This window comes from Pedobacter sp. N23S346, from assembly GCF_048515415.1.
GTDB lineage: Bacteria > Bacteroidota > Bacteroidia > Sphingobacteriales > Sphingobacteriaceae > Pedobacter.
In genome coordinates this window covers 1-20,834 of record NZ_JBLYEE010000024.1, presented here as the reverse complement: position 1 = coordinate 20,834, position 20,834 = coordinate 1, and the positions used below count along the sequence as shown (strand labels likewise).

Sequence of the window (20,834 nt, the reverse complement as noted above, 5' to 3'; positions counted from 1 at the left end):
TTAGAGGTTCCTTATTTTTTGAAAATTGCCTACAGGTAATATAAAAAAGATAGAGGACTTAGTAAAATCAGCCACGAAATTATTTTTCCGCTTCGGTTTTCACCCAATTCCATTTCAACCATTGGCCGTAAGATTAAACGAAGTTTAGCAATTGCCCTGAACAATTGGGTTTGCACGGTACGTGGGGAAATATTTAACAATTCGGCTACTTCCTTATATTTTAGTCCACCTTCTTTAATCAGCCTGAATACCTCACGGGCCTGGGGCGCCAAAGTCTCAATAGCGAGATTAAGTTGCCTGTGAAGTTCCTTTGTTTCGAGAATATACTGAGGCGTTTGTGTTGTTGCCGAAACATCGTCATCTACATCTACTAAATCGATAAATGTAACTGACGAATTTTTTTTAAGGTGTTTAAGCGATTGATTTTTAACTGCGATAAATAAATAGCTTTCAGGATTTAGAATTGATGTACCTGCGGTTCTATTTTCCCAACATTTAACAAATACTTCTGTTACCAGGTCTTCGGCGGCTTGTTTGTCGCTAACATAGTAAATGGAAAATTTAATCAGCCGGCTATACAAATATCTATAAAGCTGCTCAAAAGCGGTCATATCACTTTCCAGGCAAATCTTACTCCATAAAACGACCAGATCTGGCTTTGCTACTTTCAAATTAAAATTAATTAGTTTAATTAATCAAACGTAAAGTAATCAAAAAAAATCTAGTCGACAGGCAGTTTAACAGAAAAATGTGATTTCTCAAATGGTTTATTAAAACGTCATACGATGCTAATAACTACATTTTAATTAAATGATAATCAGGCATGAAAAAATAAATATTAAAATCATCAGTTTTTCTGTAGGCAATTTATCCTTAATAAATGCTCTTAACTAATAGACCATCCAGATGGATTCTGCATGGCAGCTAACAATTAACCAAATAATTATTATTCAAAATTATTCTTAATGAATATGAAAAAATCTTTACAGCTCACTTGTTTATTGCTTTATGCATCAACAGGTTTGTACGCAGCTGCACCAATTAATCATTTTAATCACGCGGTTTCCTTCCATTCGGTTTACCAGGATGTGATTAAAGGAACGGTAAAAGATGAAAAGGGCATTACCCTGCCCGGTGTAACGGTTGTGATAAAAGGCACAAAAACCGGCACGCAAACGAACACTTCAGGTCAGTATAGCATTTCTGCCAAAGCTGGCGATGTTCTGGTATTTTCGTTTATCGGTTATCAAAACAAAGAAGTAACTGTGGGTACGGAAAGCACTATCGATGTATCAATGGGTGCTGATTCTAAAAACCTTGAAACGGTTGTGGTAACTGCATTAGGGGTTAAAAGATCAGAAAAATCGTTAACCTACAATACGCAGCAAGTATCAGGCGATGAATTATCGAAGGTTAAAAGTCCTAATTTAATGAACTCGCTAAATGGAAAAGTAGCAGGTTTAACTATTAGTCCGAGTGCATCTGGTGTGGGTGGTTCTGCAAAAGTAATTTTACGTGGTAGCCGTTCGGTAAGTGGAAATAACCAGCCTTTATATGTAATTGATGGGGTTCCGATTAGTAATAACGGTAATGCAAACGGTCAGCAAAATAGTGTATTTGGTGGCGGCCAGGATGGTGGCGATGGTATTTCCAACCTAAATCCTGATGATATTGCCAGCATCACAGTTTTGGAAGGTGCATCCGCAGCAGCATTATACGGTAGCCAGGCACAGAATGGCGTAATTTTAATCACCACTAAACAAGGGAAATCAGGTAAAACTGAGATTGGCTTTTCTTCGGGTGTAAATATTGATAACATTGCTTACAAACCGAAGTTTCAAAACAGCTACGGACCAGCTTCTGCAACCTCGAGAGATAGCTGGGGCAGTGCAATTAATAACACTACAGATAATTTAAGTGATTTCTTCCAAACGGGGATTAACACTTCGAATGCGATTAATCTTTCTGGCGGATCTGAAATTGCGCAAACTTATTTTTCTTATTCGAACACTTATGCAAGTGGAATTCAACCAGGAAATAAGTTAAACAGAAACAACATCAACTTACGCGAAACCGCTAAGTTTTTGAACAATAAATTAACGGTTGATGCAAGTGTGAATTACATCAATCAAAAAATTAATAACAGCCCATCTTTAGGTTTATATTTAAATCCACTGGTAGGTTTGTATCTTTTCCCAAGGGGTGTAGATATTAACCCATACAAAGAGCAGTACTTGCTGTCTGGCAATACGGGTACGGCACGTCAGAACTGGTTAGGTGGTTCAGCAGATATTAATCAGAACCCATGGTGGTTAACTAATATGAATCCAAATACCTCTATCCGTAACCGTTTTTTATTGAGCGGAAGCGTGAAATATGATGTGGCCAGTTGGTTAAATGTTCAGGTGAGGGGTAATATGGATAGAACGACTGATGACTATGAAAACCACAGATTTTCTGGGATCAACGGAAACTTTAACTCTACCGGGACGGGTTATTTTGCACAAAGCAACCAAACTTATGTACAAAAGTATGTAGATGCGATTGCCAATATCACGGTTCCATTAACCGGATCAGACTTTAAACTGAACGGATTAATTGGTGGAAGTATCAACGATCAGAAAACTTCGGGTTTATCTTTAGCTGGAAACCTTTCTGCGGTTGATTTCTTCACCCCATCGAATACCATCGTAGCGCAGCCAGGCACTTTTACCGGAAATACTTTAACCAATACTACTGCGATTATTCCCAATCACAATCAACTACAGGCCGTTTTTGGTAACGCCAATTTATCGTATAAAGACTGGGCTTTCTTAACTGTTACAGGTAGAAATGATTGGTCTTCTAACTTGTCATTCACACCGAACAATTCTTATTTCTATCCATCGGTTGGTTTATCCTTCATCGTTTCGCAGATGTTTAAATTGCCAGAAGCCATCAGCTATGCGAAAGTAAGAGGTACCTATGCAGAGGTTGGAAATACCGTTCCGCCATACCTTACCTTTATTCAGAATACTTTAAAGGCAGATGGTGCATTATCATTTAACACGAATGCTGCTTTTAGAGAATTGCAGCCAGAACGTACAAAATCTTTTGAGATTGGAACAGATTTACGCTTCCTTTCTAACCGGATCAACTTCAGCTTCACTTACTATAAAACCAATACCAGAAACCAATATATTCCGGTAATTGCACCTCCATCTTCACTGGTGTCTACAGGTTATCTGAATGCTGGAAATGTAGAAAACACTGGTTACCAATTCATTTTAGGTGGTGATGTGGTTAAAGGCGACGGATTAAACTGGAATACTTCAATCAATGGATCAGCAAACCGCAATAAAATTATCGATATCGCTTCTGCAGACAGAATCTTTAGTGTAGACTTAACTGGCGGCGGTAATAATTCTTACATCTCAAGGTTAAAAGTTGGTGGCTCTTATGGCGATATTTATGGCTATACTTTACAGAGAGATGCACAAAATCGTATCATTCTGGGTGGAGATGGAACGAGTACTTCCCCTTACACTCCACTAAAAAGTGCAGATTTCAATTACATCGGCAATGCCAACCCTAAATTTCAATTGGGTTGGAATAACAGTTTCAGCTATAAAGATTTCAGCTTAAGTTTCTTGGTTGATGGTAAATTTGGCGGTCAGGTTTTATCCCTAACCGAGGCATTGATGGATGAAGCTGGTGCATCTGAAGCAACTGGTAACGCAAGAAACCAGGGCGGCGTTAAAATTGATGGTGTAGATACCAGAGGGAATGCTGTTTCGGCAACAATCGATCCTCAGCGTTATTATTCTGTTGTTGGCGGAAGATCTGGTGTATCTGGCGAATATATTTACAGCGCTACAGTAGTACGTTTGAGAGAGGCTGCTTTAGGTTACACCCTTCCACTAACGGGTAAAACATTTAAAAGCATGAAATTTTCAGTTACAGGCAGAAACCTGATTTATTTCTACAAAAAAGCGCCGTTTGATCCGGAGATCACCATGTCTACTGGAAATGGTTTATCAGGAATTGATGTATTCAATCAACCTGCAACCCGCACTTTAGGTTTCAATCTAAATTTATCATTTTAATTCTATTGAAAAACAACATGAAAACTATATATCATAAATCCGCTAACAAAGGGATTAAAGGATTGTCTGCTGTTTTGCTGGCATCTTTAATGGCCCTGAATTTTGGATGCACCAAAAATTTTGAAGAGTTTAACACCAATCCTACCGCACTTTCACCAGAGCAAACTACTGCGCTTTTGAAATCTGCAATTGGTCCGATTGAGCAGGAAATTTTTCACAACTATCAAATCGCACAAAATTTAAGTGCTGATGCTTTTAGTGGTTATATGATGGCGCCTACACCATTTGGTGGCGGCATTAATAACATGAATTATTCCCTTAACAATGGATGGAACAGTGCTGGTTTCAATGACCAGTATAATTTTGTAATGGCACCAATTTCTAAAATTGGCCAAAGCGAAGTGAAAACAACATCACCGGAAGCCTGGGGAATTGCACTTCTTGTTCAGGTAATGGCAATGAGTAGGGTGACTGATAAATTTGGCCCAATTCCATATACTACAGCTGGTTCTTCACTGGTATCTACACCTTACCAGGATCAGAGAACGGTTTACAATGCATTTTTTAATCAGATTGATACGGCAGCAAATAGTTTACAGGCTTACATAACCGCTAACCCAGGCAAAACTGCTTTCTATGATAGAGGCGATTTAATTTACCAGGGTGATGCTGTAAAATGGCTGAAATTAGCAAATTCTTTACGTTTGCGTTTAGCAATGCGTATTGTGAAAGCTGATGCAGCTACGGCAAGGCTTCAGGCTGAAAGAGCTTTAAGTGCGCCGGGAGGTTTACTAACTACGCCTGCAGATAATGCTGCGGTTGCGCAATCTGGAACCAGAGACAATGATTTATGGGTGGTTACGGTATCCTATGATGGAGATAATGCTTTAGGTGCAGCTTTGCAATCATATTTAGTTGGGTATAATGATCCACGTTTACCCATTTATGCTACGCCGGCAACAGATCCTTTATTTGCGGGTCAGTATGTGGGGATCAGGGCAGGAGCCAACACTTCATTCAATGGCTTGGGTAAGCCTGGTTACAGAAATTATTCCAGCTTAAATTCCAGTAATAATACGCAATCGCCTATCGGACAGAAAGCACCTCAGATTTTGATGACAGCTGCTGAAGTTTGGTTTTTAAAAGCTGAAGCTGCACTTCGTGGATGGACAGGTTCTGGCGATGCACAAACCAATTATGAAACTGGAATTTCCACTTCACTTCAACAATGGAATGTGAGTGCAGGTAATTACCTTTCGGATGCAACCAGCAGACCAACAGCTTATGTAGATCCTAAAAACCCTGCAAACAATTCTGCAGCGGTTAGTACGATTACCGTAAGATGGGATGCTGCAGCTTCGAATGAGCAAAAATTAGAGCGGATCATTACGCAAAAGTGGCTGGCTATATTCCCTGATGGTCAGGAAGCATGGTCTGAGTTTAGACGTACGGGTTATCCTAGATTATTTACCGTAGCGAACAATTTTAGTAACGGCACCATTAATACGCAAACGCAAATCCGCAGGTTACCATACCCATCTACTGAGTTTGGAAATGGTAATAGCGAAGAGGTTGTTAAGGCTGTTGGCCTTTTGGGTGGCCCAGATAACGGTGGTACAAGATTGTGGTGGGATATTGATAGACCGAATTTTTAATTCGAATCTTTGATTGATCATAATTTAAAGGTAGGACGACTGAGGTTGTCCTACCTTTTTTTGTGATAGCGTTAGAAAACAATATCTGGTTGTAGCGTTTTTCAAAATCTCAAGGCAGATAGCGATCGCATTAAGATTGCTTCGTCTTACCTCCTCGCAAAGACGATGTGTTGAGAATATCGTTTAATAAACCCGGTTGTAGCGATCGCTATAGCCACCTAACGAGGCCAAACCACTGTTTCTTCGTTCTGCTCTTAAACCGGCATGGTCAATTTTTCGGGATGGCACTGTCCAAGCCCACCTACTAACTTCCATAGAAAAATTGCGAGCCGGCAGTTTTGTTTCTTTTGGTGCCAAAAGAAAATAAGACCGTCCGGCTAGGACAAGAATAACATCATTCCAAATACAAAGCATAAAAAATCTCGTTGTAGTGTCTCATTACGACTAACGCATATAGCGATCGCATTAGGATTGCTTCGTCGAACCTCCTCGCAAAGACGATGCGTCGAGAATATTGTTTAATTTCTTGGTAATTATATCAGTATAATAACATAGTGGGTTGAAAAACCACTCCAGCTTTCAGGCACCCTCAGAAGGAGGGAAATGGCGATCGCTATAACCATCCAACAAGGCCAAACCACTGCTTCTTCGTTCTGCTCTTAAACCGGCATGGTCAATTTTTCGGGATGGCACTGTCCAAGCCAACCTACTAACTTCCATAGAAAAATTGCGAGTCGGCAGTTTTAATTCTTTTGGTACCAAAAGAAAATAAGCCCGTCCGGCTAGGACAATACCATAATTGTGATAAACTTTGACCTAGTATCATTCAACTAATTTCCCCTTAAAATCTTTACTGAACCCACTCAAGCGTCCTCCTGAACTTGATTCAGGATCTTTTTTCAATTTTACGGCACTAAAAATTAACAACGATCAACGAAAGACGAACAACGATTTTGTACCCCATTTGCATAGAAACATACCATTTTTATCTTTGTAACCGTTATCTTTGAAAGAATACAGATATCGATCCTTTTAACCAGTAAAATTTGCATGATAAAAATAATCCATTCCTCCCCTATTTTAGGGCTTTATCCAACTGCATTTTGTAAAAATGGCCTCCAAAACAGTTTAAAGGAATATATTTTTTAATTCAAAAACGATAATTTTACAAAATGGATATCTCATCATTTCTTTTTGAACTCTTACAACAACATAAAGAAGTTGGTATTACCGACTTAGGCACCTTTTACAAAAAGAAATATCCTGGTAGATACGACAAGGAAAAACAGTCTTTTTTGCCTCCCGGATTTACTTTGCTGTTTTCGCATGATGTTAGAGCGGAAAGTATACTACCCGCTTACATATCAGCTAAGCAAAACATTTCAACAGAGAGTGCTAACGACCACATTGCGCAATTTGTAGAGGAAACAACCGAAACATTGGCTCAGGAAAACGAAGTTGTTTTAGCCAGTATAGGAAGATTATATTTTACGGAGCATGAGGGTTTAAGTTTTGAACCTGCTCAGAATATCACTTATGGATCAGAGTTTTTTGGCTTACCTGCCCTGGCTGAAACCAGTGTAGTAGAAGGCGAAATAAATGCGCTGGAAAATGATGAGCCTGAAATTTTTGATGAAATTGCAGAAGCGCCAAGCGTTCCGAATAGGAACATCAATCCGGAAGAAAAAGAAGTTAAACATCCGGAAATTGAAAATATTGAGCTAGATGAAGTGAACGATGATTTCAAAAACACATTGAAACATACTTTACCAACTGACGAGGTTACAGATGCTCCGGCGTTTATCAAGGAGCAACATGCAGATCATCCGAATCGTTTCGGGCATACGCCTGAAGATGAGGAAGCTGTTAAGACAATTACTGACGAAAAGATTCAGCCTGCAGATGAAAATGAAACAGATAACGATTTAGAAGAAGATTCAAAAATCGAAGAACCTATAATAGAAGCACCGCAATTTATCAGGGAGCAGCATTCATACTATCCAAATCGTTTCGGGCATACACCTGAAGATGAGGAAGCTGTTAAAGCGATTACTGATGCTGATGCAGTAGTACCACCTGCAGAATTTAAAAAAGCAGATAGCAATGTCGAAGATGATTCAAATTCCGAAGAACCAGTAATTGAAGCGCCAGCATTTATTATTGAGCAGCATGCTGAACATCCGAATCGTTTCGGGCATACGCCTGAAGATGAGGAAGAAAATATTTCAGCTGAAAATCAAAAAACAGAGACACCTGCAACTCCAGCCTCAGATCATATTGAATCTGTAATTACACACCAGGAAGATCCAAACCGCTTTCGTTTTGGCTTTAAGCCAGAAAAAGACGAACCAAAAACTTACGTTAATTTAGAAGACGAAGTCAAAGCGGAAGAACCAGTGATTGAAGCCCCGCAGTTTATTAAGGCGCAACATGCTGAACATCCCGATCGCTTCGGTCACGACCCGATTGTACACGAGGAAGAAACGCCACAAGGCATGTCTACCTGGTTAAAAATTACGATCATCATTTTGATTTTAGTCATAGCAGCCGCCATTACCTATTTGGTTAAACCAGAATTATTTACCGGTCAGTCAGCGCCGGTAGAGGCAGCACGTACAGTGGTCGATTCTCCGAAAGTTGCAGTAGATACACTGAAAGCAAAACAAGATTCTACAGCCAAAACCGATAGCATATTAAAAGTTAACCAGGTTGAGAAAAAAACAGACACGGTAAAAAAAGCAGTAGAAAAACCAGTAGTTAAACCAGCTGTAGAAACACCGAAAGAAACTAAAATTGTACCAAAAACCGGCCCATCTACGTTTGATGTTATTGCAGCATCTTTTCAATCGGAGAAAAAAGCGTTGGTGTTTATCAAGCAAATGGAAAAAATAGGTTTTAAGGCAAAAATAGCCAACCTGCCGGGTCGCTTGAAAAAAGTAAGCGTAGCGAGTTTTAAAACGCAGAAAGAAGCAGAAGAACAGAAAGATATCATACAGAAAAGACTAAAAGGAAAAGGGTTTTTCGTACAACAAATATTTAACAACACACAACCATAATGATTACTTTATTAATTCAAGACACCACACAAGCGATTCAAGACACAGCAAATGCGGTTAACCAGGCGTTAACACCACCAGCTCCAGAAGAACTTCATTTTATCGACCTGCTTTTTAAAGGCGGCTGGGTAATGATTCCTTTAGCTTTTTTAGCATTTCTAGCCTTAGTTATTTTTGTTGAACGTTACTTAACCATCAAAAAGGCAACTAAAGATGAGTCTAATTTGATGGGACAAATCAGATCGTATATTCACTCTGGAAATTTAGATGGAGCCATGTCCTTATTAAAAAACAACAATTCTCCACTTTCCCGCATGTTACAAAAAGGATTGAAACGTATCGGTCGCCCGATCAAAGACATCGAAGGTGCCATTGAGAACGTAGGAAAATTAGAAGTTTCTAAACTGGAAAAAAACATCAGCATCCTGGGTATTGTTGCCGGTATTGCACCCATGCTTGGTTTCGTTGGAACTATTGTAGGGGTAATTACCATCTTCCACCAGGTATCGATCAAAGGAGCCATTGAAATTGGCACCATTTCCGGTGGATTATATACCAAAATGATTACGTCTGCGTCAGGCTTAATTATTGGGATTATCGCCTATGTTTTGTATCACATTCTAAATATTATGGTGGAAAAAATCATTTTAAAAATGGAAACAGATGCAATTGATTTTATTGACTTATTAGAAGAACCGAGCAAATAATGAATTTACGCAAAAGAACAAAAGGAAGTGTAGAAGTACATACATCAGCACTGAACGACATTATGTTCTTTCTGATGTTGTTTTTCTTATTGGCCTCTGCTGTAGTAAATCCTCAGGTGGTTAAATTGTTATTGCCGCAATCTAGTAGCGGTCAGCAATCAACAGCAAAGAAAGCAGTAACCGTAAGCATAGACGATAAGTTTAATTATTTCGTTGATAAAAAACCAGTACCTGCAGAAGGTTTACAATCAGCAATTGAAGTTTACCAGAAAGCAGCACCTGATATGACGATCGTATTGTATGTTGCCAAAAACGTTCCTGCAGAAAATATTATGGTTGCTTATGATGTGGCAAACAAATTGAAATTAAAACTCGTTTTAGCTGTAGAGCCTAAAAAATAATGAATACTACAGAAGAAAATAATTATCCAAAAGCCATTGCCATTTCCAGCGGAATCATGGCTGTTTTGCTTGCGATTAGTTTTTTAATCGTGATTAATTCTTTTGAACCACCCGAAGAAATAGGAATGGGTGGTATGGTAGTTAATTATGGTACTGCAGAAACTGGTATGGGCGACGATTATACCAGTATTGAAGAACCCTCCGCAGATCCAAACGCCAATAATAAAGCACCTGATAAAGTAGTACCGGAAGAAAAAGTAACCGAAAATACTACAGTAGAAACTGGTGAAAAGGAAATTCAGACACAAAATACCGAAGAGGCAATTGCCGTAAATACAAAGCCAACCAAAACAAAAGCCACTGCACCAACTACGGCTAAAGATGATAAACCTACTCAACCGGTAGTAAACCAAAATGCACTTTATAAGGGCAAGAAGAGTACGGGACAGGGCGGTGGAGACGGAACAGGAAATACTCCAGGCAATCAGGGTTCTGTAAACGGAGATCCGTTAGCCAATAATTATGGTGCTGGTGGTTCCGGATTTGGAAATACACCACTTCCCTTAAGGCGTTTTGCAAACTTAGAAAAACCAACAGATGATGGTCAGAAAACAGGCCGAATCGTGATCAAAGTATATTTCAACCGAAACGGAAAAATAGTGAAGGCTAATCAAAACCTTAAGGGATCTACCACAACCGATACCGAATTGGTTAATAAGTGTATTCAGGCTGTTTTAAATTCTTCCATTATTAAAGCGGAAGAAGGTGGAGACAATCAAACCGGATTGGTTACTTTTAATTTTGGCGTAAACTAAATAACGAGATTTTAAGCCCTTTGCACCTCCAATGCATCTGAGGAATGGCGATCGTTATTCCTCTCTTTCAGACTATCGTGCGGACATATCTTCTAGGAGTGGTTTTCTATGCATTTTGCTAACCAACTTTAATAAAACACAGGCTATACCGAAGAGCGCCTTCAATCCCAAGGGCCGGATAAATCAAAAAAACAGTTGTACAATAGTACATACAGCACTAACAAACCTTAAACGCAGTGGTTTTGTGTTCATAAATGATGGTTCGAAGCTTAAAAGAAATTGAACACAAAACAAAGTGCCCGCTGTTTTTTGATGTGTGTGGGATTTGTGAAAGGCCCCTAGTTGGATTGACAAAGCGTTTTTGGTACTTTGGCGCTCCAAAATGCGCAGCATTCTTGAACACTGCTAAAAACAATATTAACTGTGAAAAATTACCATGCCCCCGGGGCAAAGAGCGGGCAAAAAATCCTCACAAATTTTAACTAATCTTAGGTCAACAATAGGGCGACATTATAATTCAAAATTTCAATTTTACATTGAAATACCTTGATGTATATTTGCGGCATGAATTACCAGCAAACACTTGATTTTTTATACAGTAAACTCCCCATGTTTACGCGTGTTGGCGCATCAGCATTTAAAAAGGATCTAACCAATACCATTTTATTATGCGAAGCGATCGATAATCCGCAGGGAAAATTTACAAGTATCCACGTGGCTGGTACCAATGGAAAAGGTTCAACCTCACACATGCTGGCCGCGGTATTACAGGCTCAGGGCTATAAAACTGGTTTGTATACTTCTCCTCACCTCAAAGATTTTCGCGAGCGAATCCGGATTAACGGGAAAATGATGCCAAAGCAAGATGTAGTCGACTTTGTAGCTGCACAGCAATCACTCATGGAAGAAATACAACCCTCATTTTTTGAGGTTACGGTTGCCATGGCCTTTGATCATTTCGCAAAAAACAAAGTTGATATTGCAGTAATCGAAGTGGGATTAGGCGGACGTTTAGATTCTACCAATATTATTAATCCATTAATTTCGGTAATCACGAATATTAGTCTAGATCATACCAATATGCTCGGTAACACCATCGAAGAAATTGCGGGAGAAAAAGCGGGTATTATTAAAGCAAGTACACCGGTTATCATTGGCGAAACTCAAAAAAAATCAGCTGATGTATTCATTGGGAAAGCCTCAAAAATGCAAGCGCCGATCATCTTTGCAGATCAGATCTTAAAGGCCGAAGATTTAGAATTAAAGAACAATTTGCTCTTGCTATCAGTTTTTCAGGACGGAATAATAAAATATAAAAACCTACATAGCGACCTTACCGGAATCTATCAGCAAAAAAACATCTTAACTGTATTAGCAGCATTAAATGTTCTCGACCAGAAAACCGAATTTAAAATCGACGAGAAAAGTATATTTAAGGGTTTGAGAAACGTTAAGAAACTAACTGGTTTGCAAGGACGCTGGCAAACTTTACAAACCAATCCACTGGTGATTTGCGATACCGGACACAATGAAGCTGGAATCACAGAAGTGATTAAAAATATTAACCAAACACCCTACGAAAAATTGCATATTGTGTTTGGGATGGTAAACGACAAAGATATTAAGAAGGTTTTATCGCTAATGCCAAAAGAAGCGACCTACTATTTTTGTAAGCCCGATCTGGAAAGAGGTTTGTCAGCTGCCGAACTGGCCACACAAGCATCAGCATTTAATCTTGTTGGTGAAATATATCCTTCGGTTTTAGCAGCAAAGGATACGGCAATAAAAAACGCCGCCTCAAATGACCTCGTTTATATCGGCGGCAGTACCTTCGTAGTAGCAGAAGCGATATGAAAACTTTACAAAAACTTCAAAAGTTCTTCATCTTAAAATCATTAATTTAGGCCTTTATTAAAAAATAGAATGAAGAAAATTTCCTGTTTACTCTTTTCCCTCTCGCTCCTATCCTTTTCTATCGCATCAGCACAAACAAAAAAAACTGCGGTTAATCAAACTAAAACTTTTCCTTCCGAAGTTGCCCGACCAAAACTCGTAGTCGGTCTGGTTGTTGATCAGATGAGATGGGATTATCTATATCGATACTATAACAGATATACCAACGGAGGTTTTAAGAGGTTAATTAACGAAGGATTTTCTGTAGAAAACACTTTCATCCCTTATACACCAACCTATACCGCCTGTGGCCATAGCTGTATTTACACGGGTTCAGTTCCAGCGGTTAATGGCATTATCGGCAACGATTGGTTTGATCCGGAAACAAAGAAAAGCGTATACTGCACGGAAGATACAAGCGCAGTAACTGTTGGAAGTACACCATCGCCAGAAGGCAATATGTCTCCTAAAAACCTGTTAACCACAACCATTACAGATGAGTTAAGGTTAGCGACTAATTTCCGCGGTAAAGTAATTGGAATTTCCTTAAAAGACAGAGGATCTATTCTTCCGGCAGGTCATGCTGCAAATGCAGCATACTGGTATCAGGGAAGTACCGGAAACTGGATCACCAGCAGCTATTATATGAAGGAAGTACCCACCTGGATTGCTGACTATAATAAACTTAAACTGGCTAACAAATTCTACGCAAAGAACTGGGAAACCTTATACCCGATTAACACTTATGTGAATAGCACTGCAGATGAACAGACTTATGAAGGAAAACAAAGTACTTTCCCCCATAGCCTGGCACAGTTTGCAGGTAAAAACTATGATGTGATTAGAAGCACACCTTACGGTAATACCATCACGCTAGATCTTGCTAAATTAGCCATCCTTTCTGAAGATCTAGGTCAGGATAACATCACCGATTTCTTAGCAGTAAGTTGTTCATCGACTGATTATGTTGGTCATGCTTATGGCCCGAATTCAATAGAAGCAGAAGATACTTATTTGCGTTTGGATAAGGACATTGAAGAGTTTTTCAATTATCTTGATAGGAAAGTAGGCAAAGGAAATTACACCGTATTTTTAACAGCCGATCATGGTGCAGCTCATGTACCTGGCTTTATGCAGGCCAATAAATTGCCTTCGGGAGTAGTAAGTGATAAAGATATAGCCAGCAAACTAAATACTTATCTGAATGATAAATTCAAGGTTAATAATGTTGTATTAAGATCGATGAATAACCAGATTATTTTTGATCATGATAAGACAGATCAACTTAACGTAAGTTTCGATGTTATTAAATCAGCATCCATTGAATTCCTGAAGAAGATGGATGGCTTTGCCAACGTTGTAGACATTTCAAAAATTTCTCAGGCAACTTTACCTGAGATTCAGAAAAAAATGATCACCAATGGCTACAATGCCAGAAGAAGCGGAGATCTTTATTACATTTTAAATCCAAACTGGTTTAATGGTACCAGCACAGGAACCACTCATGGAAATTGGAATCCATACGATTCACATATTCCATTGGTTTTCATGGGCTGGGGAATTAAGCCTGGCGCATCCAATAAAACGCATTACATGACGGATATCGCACCAACACTGGCTGCATTGCTCCATATCCAAATGCCAAGTGGCAATGTTGGAGAACCCATTACAGAAATCACAAACAAATAATTCTAGAAACTATGCCCACCAGCATAGTTTTTTTGTTTTATGGATTAGGAATGACAGCCAACAACTAAAGTAACTTAGGTGTTTTAAGTGGTGAAAACAATCGGCCTACTATGCTATTGAAATATAACCAACTTAGACACCTTAGCACACCTAAGATTCTAACAATATGATCTCGAACTAAGGACTATATGTTTCTTAAATATATGATATGGTTAAATCAGAAACTTGCTACTAACATTTACATAAGCTAACACTAAATGCATTCAGGCGACTCAGGTGACAAAACAATCGGCATACTATACTATTAAATATTTAACCAACTTAGACACCTTAACACACCTAAGATTCTAACAATATAATCTCGAACTAAGGCCTATATGTTTCTTAAATGTCTAATATGGCTAAATCAGAAACTTGCCACTAACATTTACATAGCTAACACTAAATGCATTCAGGCGACTCAGGTAACAAAACAATCGGCATACTATACTATTAAATATTTAACCAAACTTAGACACCTTAGCACACCTAATAACACTATGATCTCGAATTAAGGCCTATATGTTTCTTAAATGTCTTATATGGTTAAATACAGAAACTTGCCACTAACATTTTTATAGCTAACACTAAAATGCATTCAGGAGACTCATGTGGCAAAACAATCCGCCTACTATGCTATTAAAATATTTAACCAACTTAGACACCTTAGCATAACCAAGTTGTAACATTATGATCTCGAACTAAGGCCTATATGTTTCTTAAATGTCTTATATGGTTAAATCATAAAACTATTTTACTAACATTTATTTTTATACAGCTAACACTAAAATGAGCTAGGTGACTTAGATGGTAAACAACAATTGGTATGTTCTGCTATTAAAATACTAAACCAGCTTAGCACACCTATGATTATAATACAGTCATTCAAATTATTATGTAAAAGATATTCTCTTATATGCGAAATGTTTTAGCCGCCAAAAGACTTTGGTTACCGCATAAGGGAATTTTTAATTTATGACCATCACAATTATTCACGCCATTTAATAAAGCAACTTCGCTGAACCAAAAGCCATAACGGTATAGGGTCTTCTTAGCTTAAGCTGCTTATTTTATTACATTTGCATACCAAATATTTGGAAACGAGGATTGGCCATTAACCATAAAATCCTTCAAATCCCCTAGTATGCAAGCAACAGAAATATATAAACCCAAAAATAAAATCCGCTTTGTTACAGCTGCCTCGCTTTTCGATGGCCATGATGCAACCATTAACATTATGCGCCGGATCCTTCAATCTTCAGGAGCTGAGGTAATTCATCTGGGTCACAATAGATCGGTTGATGAAGTAGTAAACTGTGCCATCCAGGAAGATGTTCAGGGTATCGCCATGACATCTTATCAAGGTGGACATATCGAATATTTTAAATACATGTATGATTTACTGCAGGAACGTGGTTCAGGTCATATTAAGATTTTCGCTGGTGGCGGTGGTGTCATCCTGCCGACAGAAATTAAAGAACTACAGGAATATGGAATTACAAAAATTTATTCCCCTGATGATGGCCGCAAAATGGGTTTACAAGGCATGATCAATGATATGTTGATTCAAACCGATTTCATCACCAGAGAAAAAATTACTGATGAACTCATTACTATCCCTAATAAAGAAATTAAAGCCATCGCCGGTGCAATAACCGTTGCAGAAAATGATCCCGAAGGTGCGCAATCATTTGTAAATGAATTAAAAAGATTATCTAAAAATAATAAAGCACCAATTCTTGGCATTACCGGAACAGGTGGCGCAGGAAAGTCATCATTAGTAGATGAGCTTGTTCGTCGTTTTCTGGTAGAGGTACCTGATAAAACACTGGCCATTATATCTATTGATCCTTCTAAACGAAAAACCGGAGGTGCACTACTTGGAGACCGTATCCGAATGAATGCCATTAATAATCCGAGGGTTTACATGCGTTCACTTGCTACCAGACAAGCTAATTTAGCTTTATCTAAAAACGTGCAGGAAAGTATAGATATTTGTAAAGCTGCCGGCTATGATTTAATTATTGTAGAAACTTCTGGTATCGGCCAATCAGATACAGAAATTACCGAACATTGCGATGTGTCTCTTTACGTAATGACGCCAGAATTTGGAGCAGCAACGCAGCTGGAAAAAATCGACATGCTTGATTTTGCGGATCTCGTCGCTATTAACAAGTTTGATAAACGTGGTGCCCTGGATGCCCTTCGTGATGTACGCAAACAATATAAACGCAACCATAATATCTTCGACGCGAAAGATGAGGAAATTCCTGTTTATGGAACGATGGCTTCGCAGTTTAATGATCCTGGGATGAATAATTTGTTTGTCGCGTTAATGCAGCAAATAAAAATAAAAACTGCCACAGATTTTAAAGCAAAAATGGAGTTAACCTCCGATCAATCTGAAAAAATTTACATCATTCCACCGGATCGGCTTCGCTACCTCGCTGAAATTGCAGAATCAAGCCAAGCTTATAATGAATGGGTAGATAAGCAAACAACTATTGCAAGAAAAATGTATCAGCTCAAGGGTGTAATAGATCTGTTAAATAAACACCAAATAACAGATGAGAAAGGCAAAGTCTCCCCTCCCGGGAGAGATTTAGAGGGGGCTTTATCTTTTTTCGAAGAACAATTAGATGGAGAATGTAAGCGCTTGCTTCGCCAATGGCCAGAAACAAAAAAGGCTTATAAAGAAGAATTTTTTATTTATAAAGTGCGGAATAAGGAAATAAAGCAGCCCTTATATTATGAGTCTTTATCAAAGCTGAATATCCCAAAAGTTTCCTTACCCAGATATGAGGACTGGGGAGATATTTTAAGATGGCTACTTACAGAAAATCTTCCGGGAGAATTCCCTTATGCAGCAGGTGTTTTCCCGTTAAAACGTGAAGGAGAAGATCCAACCAGGATGTTTGCAGGTGAAGGCGGCCCAGAAAGAACAAACAAGCGTTTCCATTATGTTTCTCTGGGGCAGCCCGCCCATCGACTTTCCACGGCATTTGATTCGGTAACGCTATATGGGGAAGATCCACATGTTCGCCCTGATATTTATGGCAAAATTGGAAATTCTGGTGTAAGTATCGCCACCATTGATGATGCAAAGAAATTGTACTCCGGTTTTGATCTTTGCTCACCGTCAACCTCTGTCTCTATGACCATCAATGGCCCGGCGCCAATGTTACTGGGTTTTTTCATGAATGCAGCGATCGATCAGCAGTGTGAAAAATACATTATCGAAAATGAACTTCAGGACGAAATAGCAGCAAAAATAAACTCAATTTACAAGGCTAAAAACACCCCTCTTCCATCCTACAATGGCACATTACCTGAAGGAAATAACGGATTAGGGCTGATGTTACTCGGCGTAACAGGTGACGAAGTTTTACCAGCTGAGGTTTATCAAACCATTAAAGCAAAAGCAATAAGTTCAGTTCGTGGTACCGTTCAGGCCGATATCTTAAAAGAAGATCAGGCGCAAAATACCTGTATCTTTTCTACCGAATTTGCACTACGGATGATGGGCGATATTCAGAAGTATTTTATCGACGAAAAAGTACGGAACTTTTATTCCGTCTCTATATCTGGATATCACATTGCAGAGGCAGGTGCCAATCCCATTTCTCAACTTGCTTTCACATTAAGTAATGGATTTACTTTCGTAGAATATTACCTGAGCAGAGGTATGCATATTGATGATTTCGCACCAAATCTCTCGTTCTTTTTTTCTAATGGTATTGATCCTGAATACGCAGTAATTGGTCGCGTAGCCAGAAGAGTTTGGGCAAAGGCTATTAAAAATAAATACAAAGGAAATGACAGATCTCAAAAGCTAAAATATCATATCCAAACCTCAGGAAGATCTTTGCATGCGCAAGAGATAGATTTTAACGATATCAGAACAACTTTGCAAGCACTATATGCCATTTACGACAACTGCAATTCACTGCATACCAATGCTTACGATGAAGCCATTACTACACCTACAGAAGAATCCGTTCGTAGAGCGATGGCCATTCAGTTAATCATCAATCGTGAATTGGGTCTGGCTAAAAATGAAAATCCATTACAAGGTGCTTTTATTATTGAAGAATTAACAGACTTGGTAGAAGACGCTGTTTTACAGGAATTCAAAAGAATAAATGATCGCGGAGGCGTATTAGGCGCAATGGAAACCATGTATCAACGAGGAAAAATCCAAGAGGAAAGCTTGTATTACGAAACACTCAAACATAGCGGTGAATATCCAATTGTGGGTGTGAATACGTTCCTTAATAAAAATGGTTCGCCTACGATTGTTCCAGGTGAAATTATTCGGGCAACTGAAGAAGAAAAACAATATCAGATTGATGCACTCCAGAAGTTTCAGGATAGAAACGCCGATAGATCTTTTAATTTACTGAAGCGGCTTCAAAAATCCGCCATCAATGGCGAAAATATTTTCGAACAACTGATTGAAGTTTGTAAAGTGTGCTCACTTGGCCAAATCAGCAATGCCCTATATGAAGTCGGTGGACAATACCGCAGAAATATGTAACATAAAAAGGCCCATTTTGAAGATCAAAACGGGCCTTTTTTTATGATGTATAATTTATTAACCAGCGATCCAGCTAAATTTATAATCTATTGTTGGATTTTTCATGCGATCTGCAACCCTCAATAAACGCGATGGTAGCGCCATGATATAATCACGAGCTTTTTCACCTGCATCATTTAAGTCTTGCATACCTTCAATTTTCCAATCCTCGATTAATTGTTGCATAATTTCAACGTAGTCAACAGCTGTATAAACGCCTAAACGTTGTGCTGCGTCAGTAAAATGACCAAAAGTTTGTCCGATTTTTAATCCTACTTCGCGAAGGAAATGCGCAGGCATAACAATTTTTTTACGCATCATATCTTCAAAAGCCAACATCGCTTCGTTAGGGTCAACCTCGAAAATGCGATTCATGAAATCTTTGTAAGCTTTAGCATGTCTTGCCTCATCAGATGCAATTACACCGCAAATTTTAGACAAAAGGGTGTCACCATCTTTTTTAGCCAGTGAAGCTACCCTTCTATGTGAAATATTTGTTGCTAACTCTTGAAATGAAGTGTAAATAAAGTTACGATAAGGATCATGACCGGTACCAATATCAAAACCATCAGCAATTAAATACTGGGTAGAGATTTCCATCTGGCGCATATCAACACGGCCAGATAAGTAAAGATATTTATTTAAAAGATCACCATGACGGTTCTCTTCAGCAGTCCAGTGTCTGTTCCACTTCATCCATCCACCATCTTCTTTCATGCTCGGCCCTTGAACCATTGCAAGCCAAGATTCATAAGTTGGTAAAGCTTCTTCAGTAATCGTGTCACCAATTAAAACGGCTACTAAATCATAAGATAAATCTTTTGCGTTTTCTCTTAAGATTCTAATATCCTGATAGAAATTTTCACTTGTAGAATCAGGTAGAAAATCAGATGGCTGCCAATTAGTATCAATCGGCTTCAGGTAGGTATCCATCATTTCGAGCATATACTTCTCGATATGCACCATTACTTCCCTTCTTTTATCTGCAAAAAAACTCATTACTCGTTTATATAAATTTTGTTAAAAACAAAGATAACCAAATATTATGGCAAACCTTATTATAATTAACACATTTGCAACGAATCAGTTTTATATATAATCTTAATTACTATTCTGTTAACGAAATTGAAGTGTTATAATAATTAGAGTAAGAAAGTTATTCAGTAGATCATCAAAATGAAATCTATAAAAATATAAATATTGCCTGAATAATCATTAGAAAATGGAAGCCAGTGCTTTTTGGGGTAATATAGTCCTGCTTGTTCACTTTAATCTTTTTGTTGAGGAAACATAGAAAATGAAATGATAGATAACAAAAAGGATTTTCGCTACCATCAGGTTTAGATAAATAAGCCTGTGCGCTTTTTAAAACTTGCTTACGTGCAGTCTTCTTTAAATAATAATTGAGGTTGTTTATATCGTTGTTAGTTGCTGCCCTTTCAACTTTGAACCTTTAACTTTCAACTTGTAACTAAATGCGGGGAAGTTTGTTTAATTCTGCCTTCATTCAGAGCGCAGCGAAGAATCCCTAACCTAAGTATTACTTCCGTTAAAACACCACTAACGATTTTTCATCAAATCTGCGAAATCCCTGAAATCTGCGGGAGATAATAATAAGGTTCATTGTGTTATCGTTGTTCGTCTATTAGCTATGAAAAGATCCTGAATCAAGTTCAGGAAGACGCGTGATGAATATACGATGATTTTATAGTTGATATTTTTTTCGATCTCGTTTATCGTTGTTGGTCGTTCGCTATCTGCTCCCAGACCTGTAACTTGTAACCTTTAACTTACAACTTTGAACCTTTAACTTACAACTTTTCACTAACGAAGAAACCCCTGCAGTTGTTACTGCAAGGGCTCTTGTTAAACGCCTTTTGGGCTTTTAAGATTTGGCACCGACCTACTCTCCCACGTG

General features: G+C 38.5%; 11 protein-coding genes. 9 read left to right on the top strand and 2 right to left on the bottom strand.

Features of this window, described 5'->3' with window-relative positions; translation table 11 throughout:
• Positions 1-29: 29 nt before the first annotated feature.
• Positions 30-671: an RNA polymerase sigma-70 factor gene (locus ACN1CD_RS23310; RefSeq protein ID WP_419132830.1), complete on the bottom strand. Its 642-nt coding sequence runs from the start codon at positions 669-671 to the stop codon at positions 30-32.
• 294 nt (positions 672-965) lie between these two features.
• Here ACN1CD_RS23310 and ACN1CD_RS23305 point away from each other — a divergent pair, with 294 nt between their 5' ends.
• The 9 genes from ACN1CD_RS23305 (at position 966) to ACN1CD_RS23265 (ending at position 18,877) form a co-directional block, all read left to right on the top strand.
• The gene (locus ACN1CD_RS23305; protein WP_419132829.1) at positions 966-4,085 is read left to right on the top strand and encodes a SusC/RagA family TonB-linked outer membrane protein; all 3,120 of its coding nucleotides are present in this window, start codon (positions 966-968) and stop codon (positions 4,083-4,085) included.
• Between the two features lie 17 nt (positions 4,086-4,102).
• The gene (locus tag ACN1CD_RS23300) at positions 4,103-5,740 is read left to right on the top strand and encodes a SusD/RagB family nutrient-binding outer membrane lipoprotein (RefSeq protein ID WP_419132828.1); all 1,638 of its coding nucleotides are present in this window, start codon (positions 4,103-4,105) and stop codon (positions 5,738-5,740) included.
• A gap of 1,172 nt (positions 5,741-6,912) precedes the next feature.
• Positions 6,913-8,796, top strand: a complete 1,884-nt coding sequence (locus tag ACN1CD_RS23295) for a hypothetical protein (RefSeq protein WP_419132827.1) — start codon at positions 6,913-6,915, stop codon at positions 8,794-8,796.
• Positions 8,796-9,503: a MotA/TolQ/ExbB proton channel family protein gene (locus ACN1CD_RS23290; RefSeq protein ID WP_419132826.1), complete on the top strand. Its 708-nt coding sequence runs from the start codon at positions 8,796-8,798 to the stop codon at positions 9,501-9,503. The genes ACN1CD_RS23295 and ACN1CD_RS23290 overlap by 1 nt, the downstream gene beginning before the upstream one ends.
• Positions 9,503-9,904, top strand: a complete 402-nt coding sequence (locus tag ACN1CD_RS23285; RefSeq protein ID WP_419132825.1) for an ExbD/TolR family protein — start codon at positions 9,503-9,505, stop codon at positions 9,902-9,904. The genes ACN1CD_RS23290 and ACN1CD_RS23285 overlap by 1 nt, the downstream gene beginning before the upstream one ends.
• Positions 9,904-10,719 carry an energy transducer TonB gene (locus ACN1CD_RS23280; protein WP_419132824.1) on the top strand — a complete coding sequence of 272 codons (816 nt, stop codon included), beginning with the start codon at positions 9,904-9,906 and terminating at the stop codon, positions 10,717-10,719. Before ACN1CD_RS23285 ends, ACN1CD_RS23280 begins: the two co-directional genes overlap by 1 nt.
• Before the next feature lie 564 nt (positions 10,720-11,283).
• Positions 11,284-12,573 carry a bifunctional folylpolyglutamate synthase/dihydrofolate synthase gene (locus ACN1CD_RS23275; RefSeq protein ID WP_419132823.1) on the top strand — a complete coding sequence of 430 codons (1,290 nt, stop codon included), beginning with the start codon at positions 11,284-11,286 and terminating at the stop codon, positions 12,571-12,573.
• A gap of 69 nt (positions 12,574-12,642) precedes the next feature.
• Positions 12,643-14,301 carry an alkaline phosphatase PafA gene (gene pafA / locus ACN1CD_RS23270; RefSeq protein WP_419132822.1) on the top strand — a complete coding sequence of 553 codons (1,659 nt, stop codon included), beginning with the start codon at positions 12,643-12,645 and terminating at the stop codon, positions 14,299-14,301.
• Between the two features lie 1,183 nt (positions 14,302-15,484).
• Positions 15,485-18,877 (top strand): methylmalonyl-CoA mutase family protein, encoded by a 3,393-nt coding sequence (locus ACN1CD_RS23265; protein ID WP_419132821.1) that lies wholly within the window; start codon positions 15,485-15,487, stop codon positions 18,875-18,877.
• A gap of 57 nt (positions 18,878-18,934) precedes the next feature.
• Here the strand turns inward: ACN1CD_RS23265 and ACN1CD_RS23260 are convergent, their stop codons facing one another.
• Positions 18,935-19,915: an acyl-ACP desaturase gene (locus ACN1CD_RS23260; protein WP_419132820.1), complete on the bottom strand. Its 981-nt coding sequence runs from the start codon at positions 19,913-19,915 to the stop codon at positions 18,935-18,937.
• Positions 19,916-20,834 lie beyond the last annotated feature (919 nt).

Bases quoted from the DNA above. Each gene is read 5' to 3' on its own strand.
- ACN1CD_RS23290 (WP_419132826.1), top strand. From the start codon at position 8,796: ATGATTACTTTATTAATTCAAGACACCACACAAGCGATTCAAGACACA.
- ACN1CD_RS23275 (WP_419132823.1), top strand. From the start codon at position 11,284: ATGAATTACCAGCAAACACTTGATTTTTTATACAGTAAACTCCCCATG.
- ACN1CD_RS23280 (WP_419132824.1), top strand. From the start codon at position 9,904: ATGAATACTACAGAAGAAAATAATTATCCAAAAGCCATTGCCATTTCC.
- ACN1CD_RS23265 (WP_419132821.1), top strand. From the start codon at position 15,485: ATGCAAGCAACAGAAATATATAAACCCAAAAATAAAATCCGCTTTGTT.
- ACN1CD_RS23295 (WP_419132827.1), top strand. From the start codon at position 6,913: ATGGATATCTCATCATTTCTTTTTGAACTCTTACAACAACATAAAGAA.
- pafA (WP_419132822.1), top strand. From the start codon at position 12,643: ATGAAGAAAATTTCCTGTTTACTCTTTTCCCTCTCGCTCCTATCCTTT.
- ACN1CD_RS23285 (WP_419132825.1), top strand. From the start codon at position 9,503: ATGAATTTACGCAAAAGAACAAAAGGAAGTGTAGAAGTACATACATCA.
- ACN1CD_RS23305 (WP_419132829.1), top strand. From the start codon at position 966: ATGAATATGAAAAAATCTTTACAGCTCACTTGTTTATTGCTTTATGCA.
- ACN1CD_RS23300 (WP_419132828.1), top strand. From the start codon at position 4,103: ATGAAAACTATATATCATAAATCCGCTAACAAAGGGATTAAAGGATTG.
- ACN1CD_RS23260 (WP_419132820.1), bottom strand. From the start codon at position 19,915: ATGAGTTTTTTTGCAGATAAAAGAAGGGAAGTAATGGTGCATATCGAG.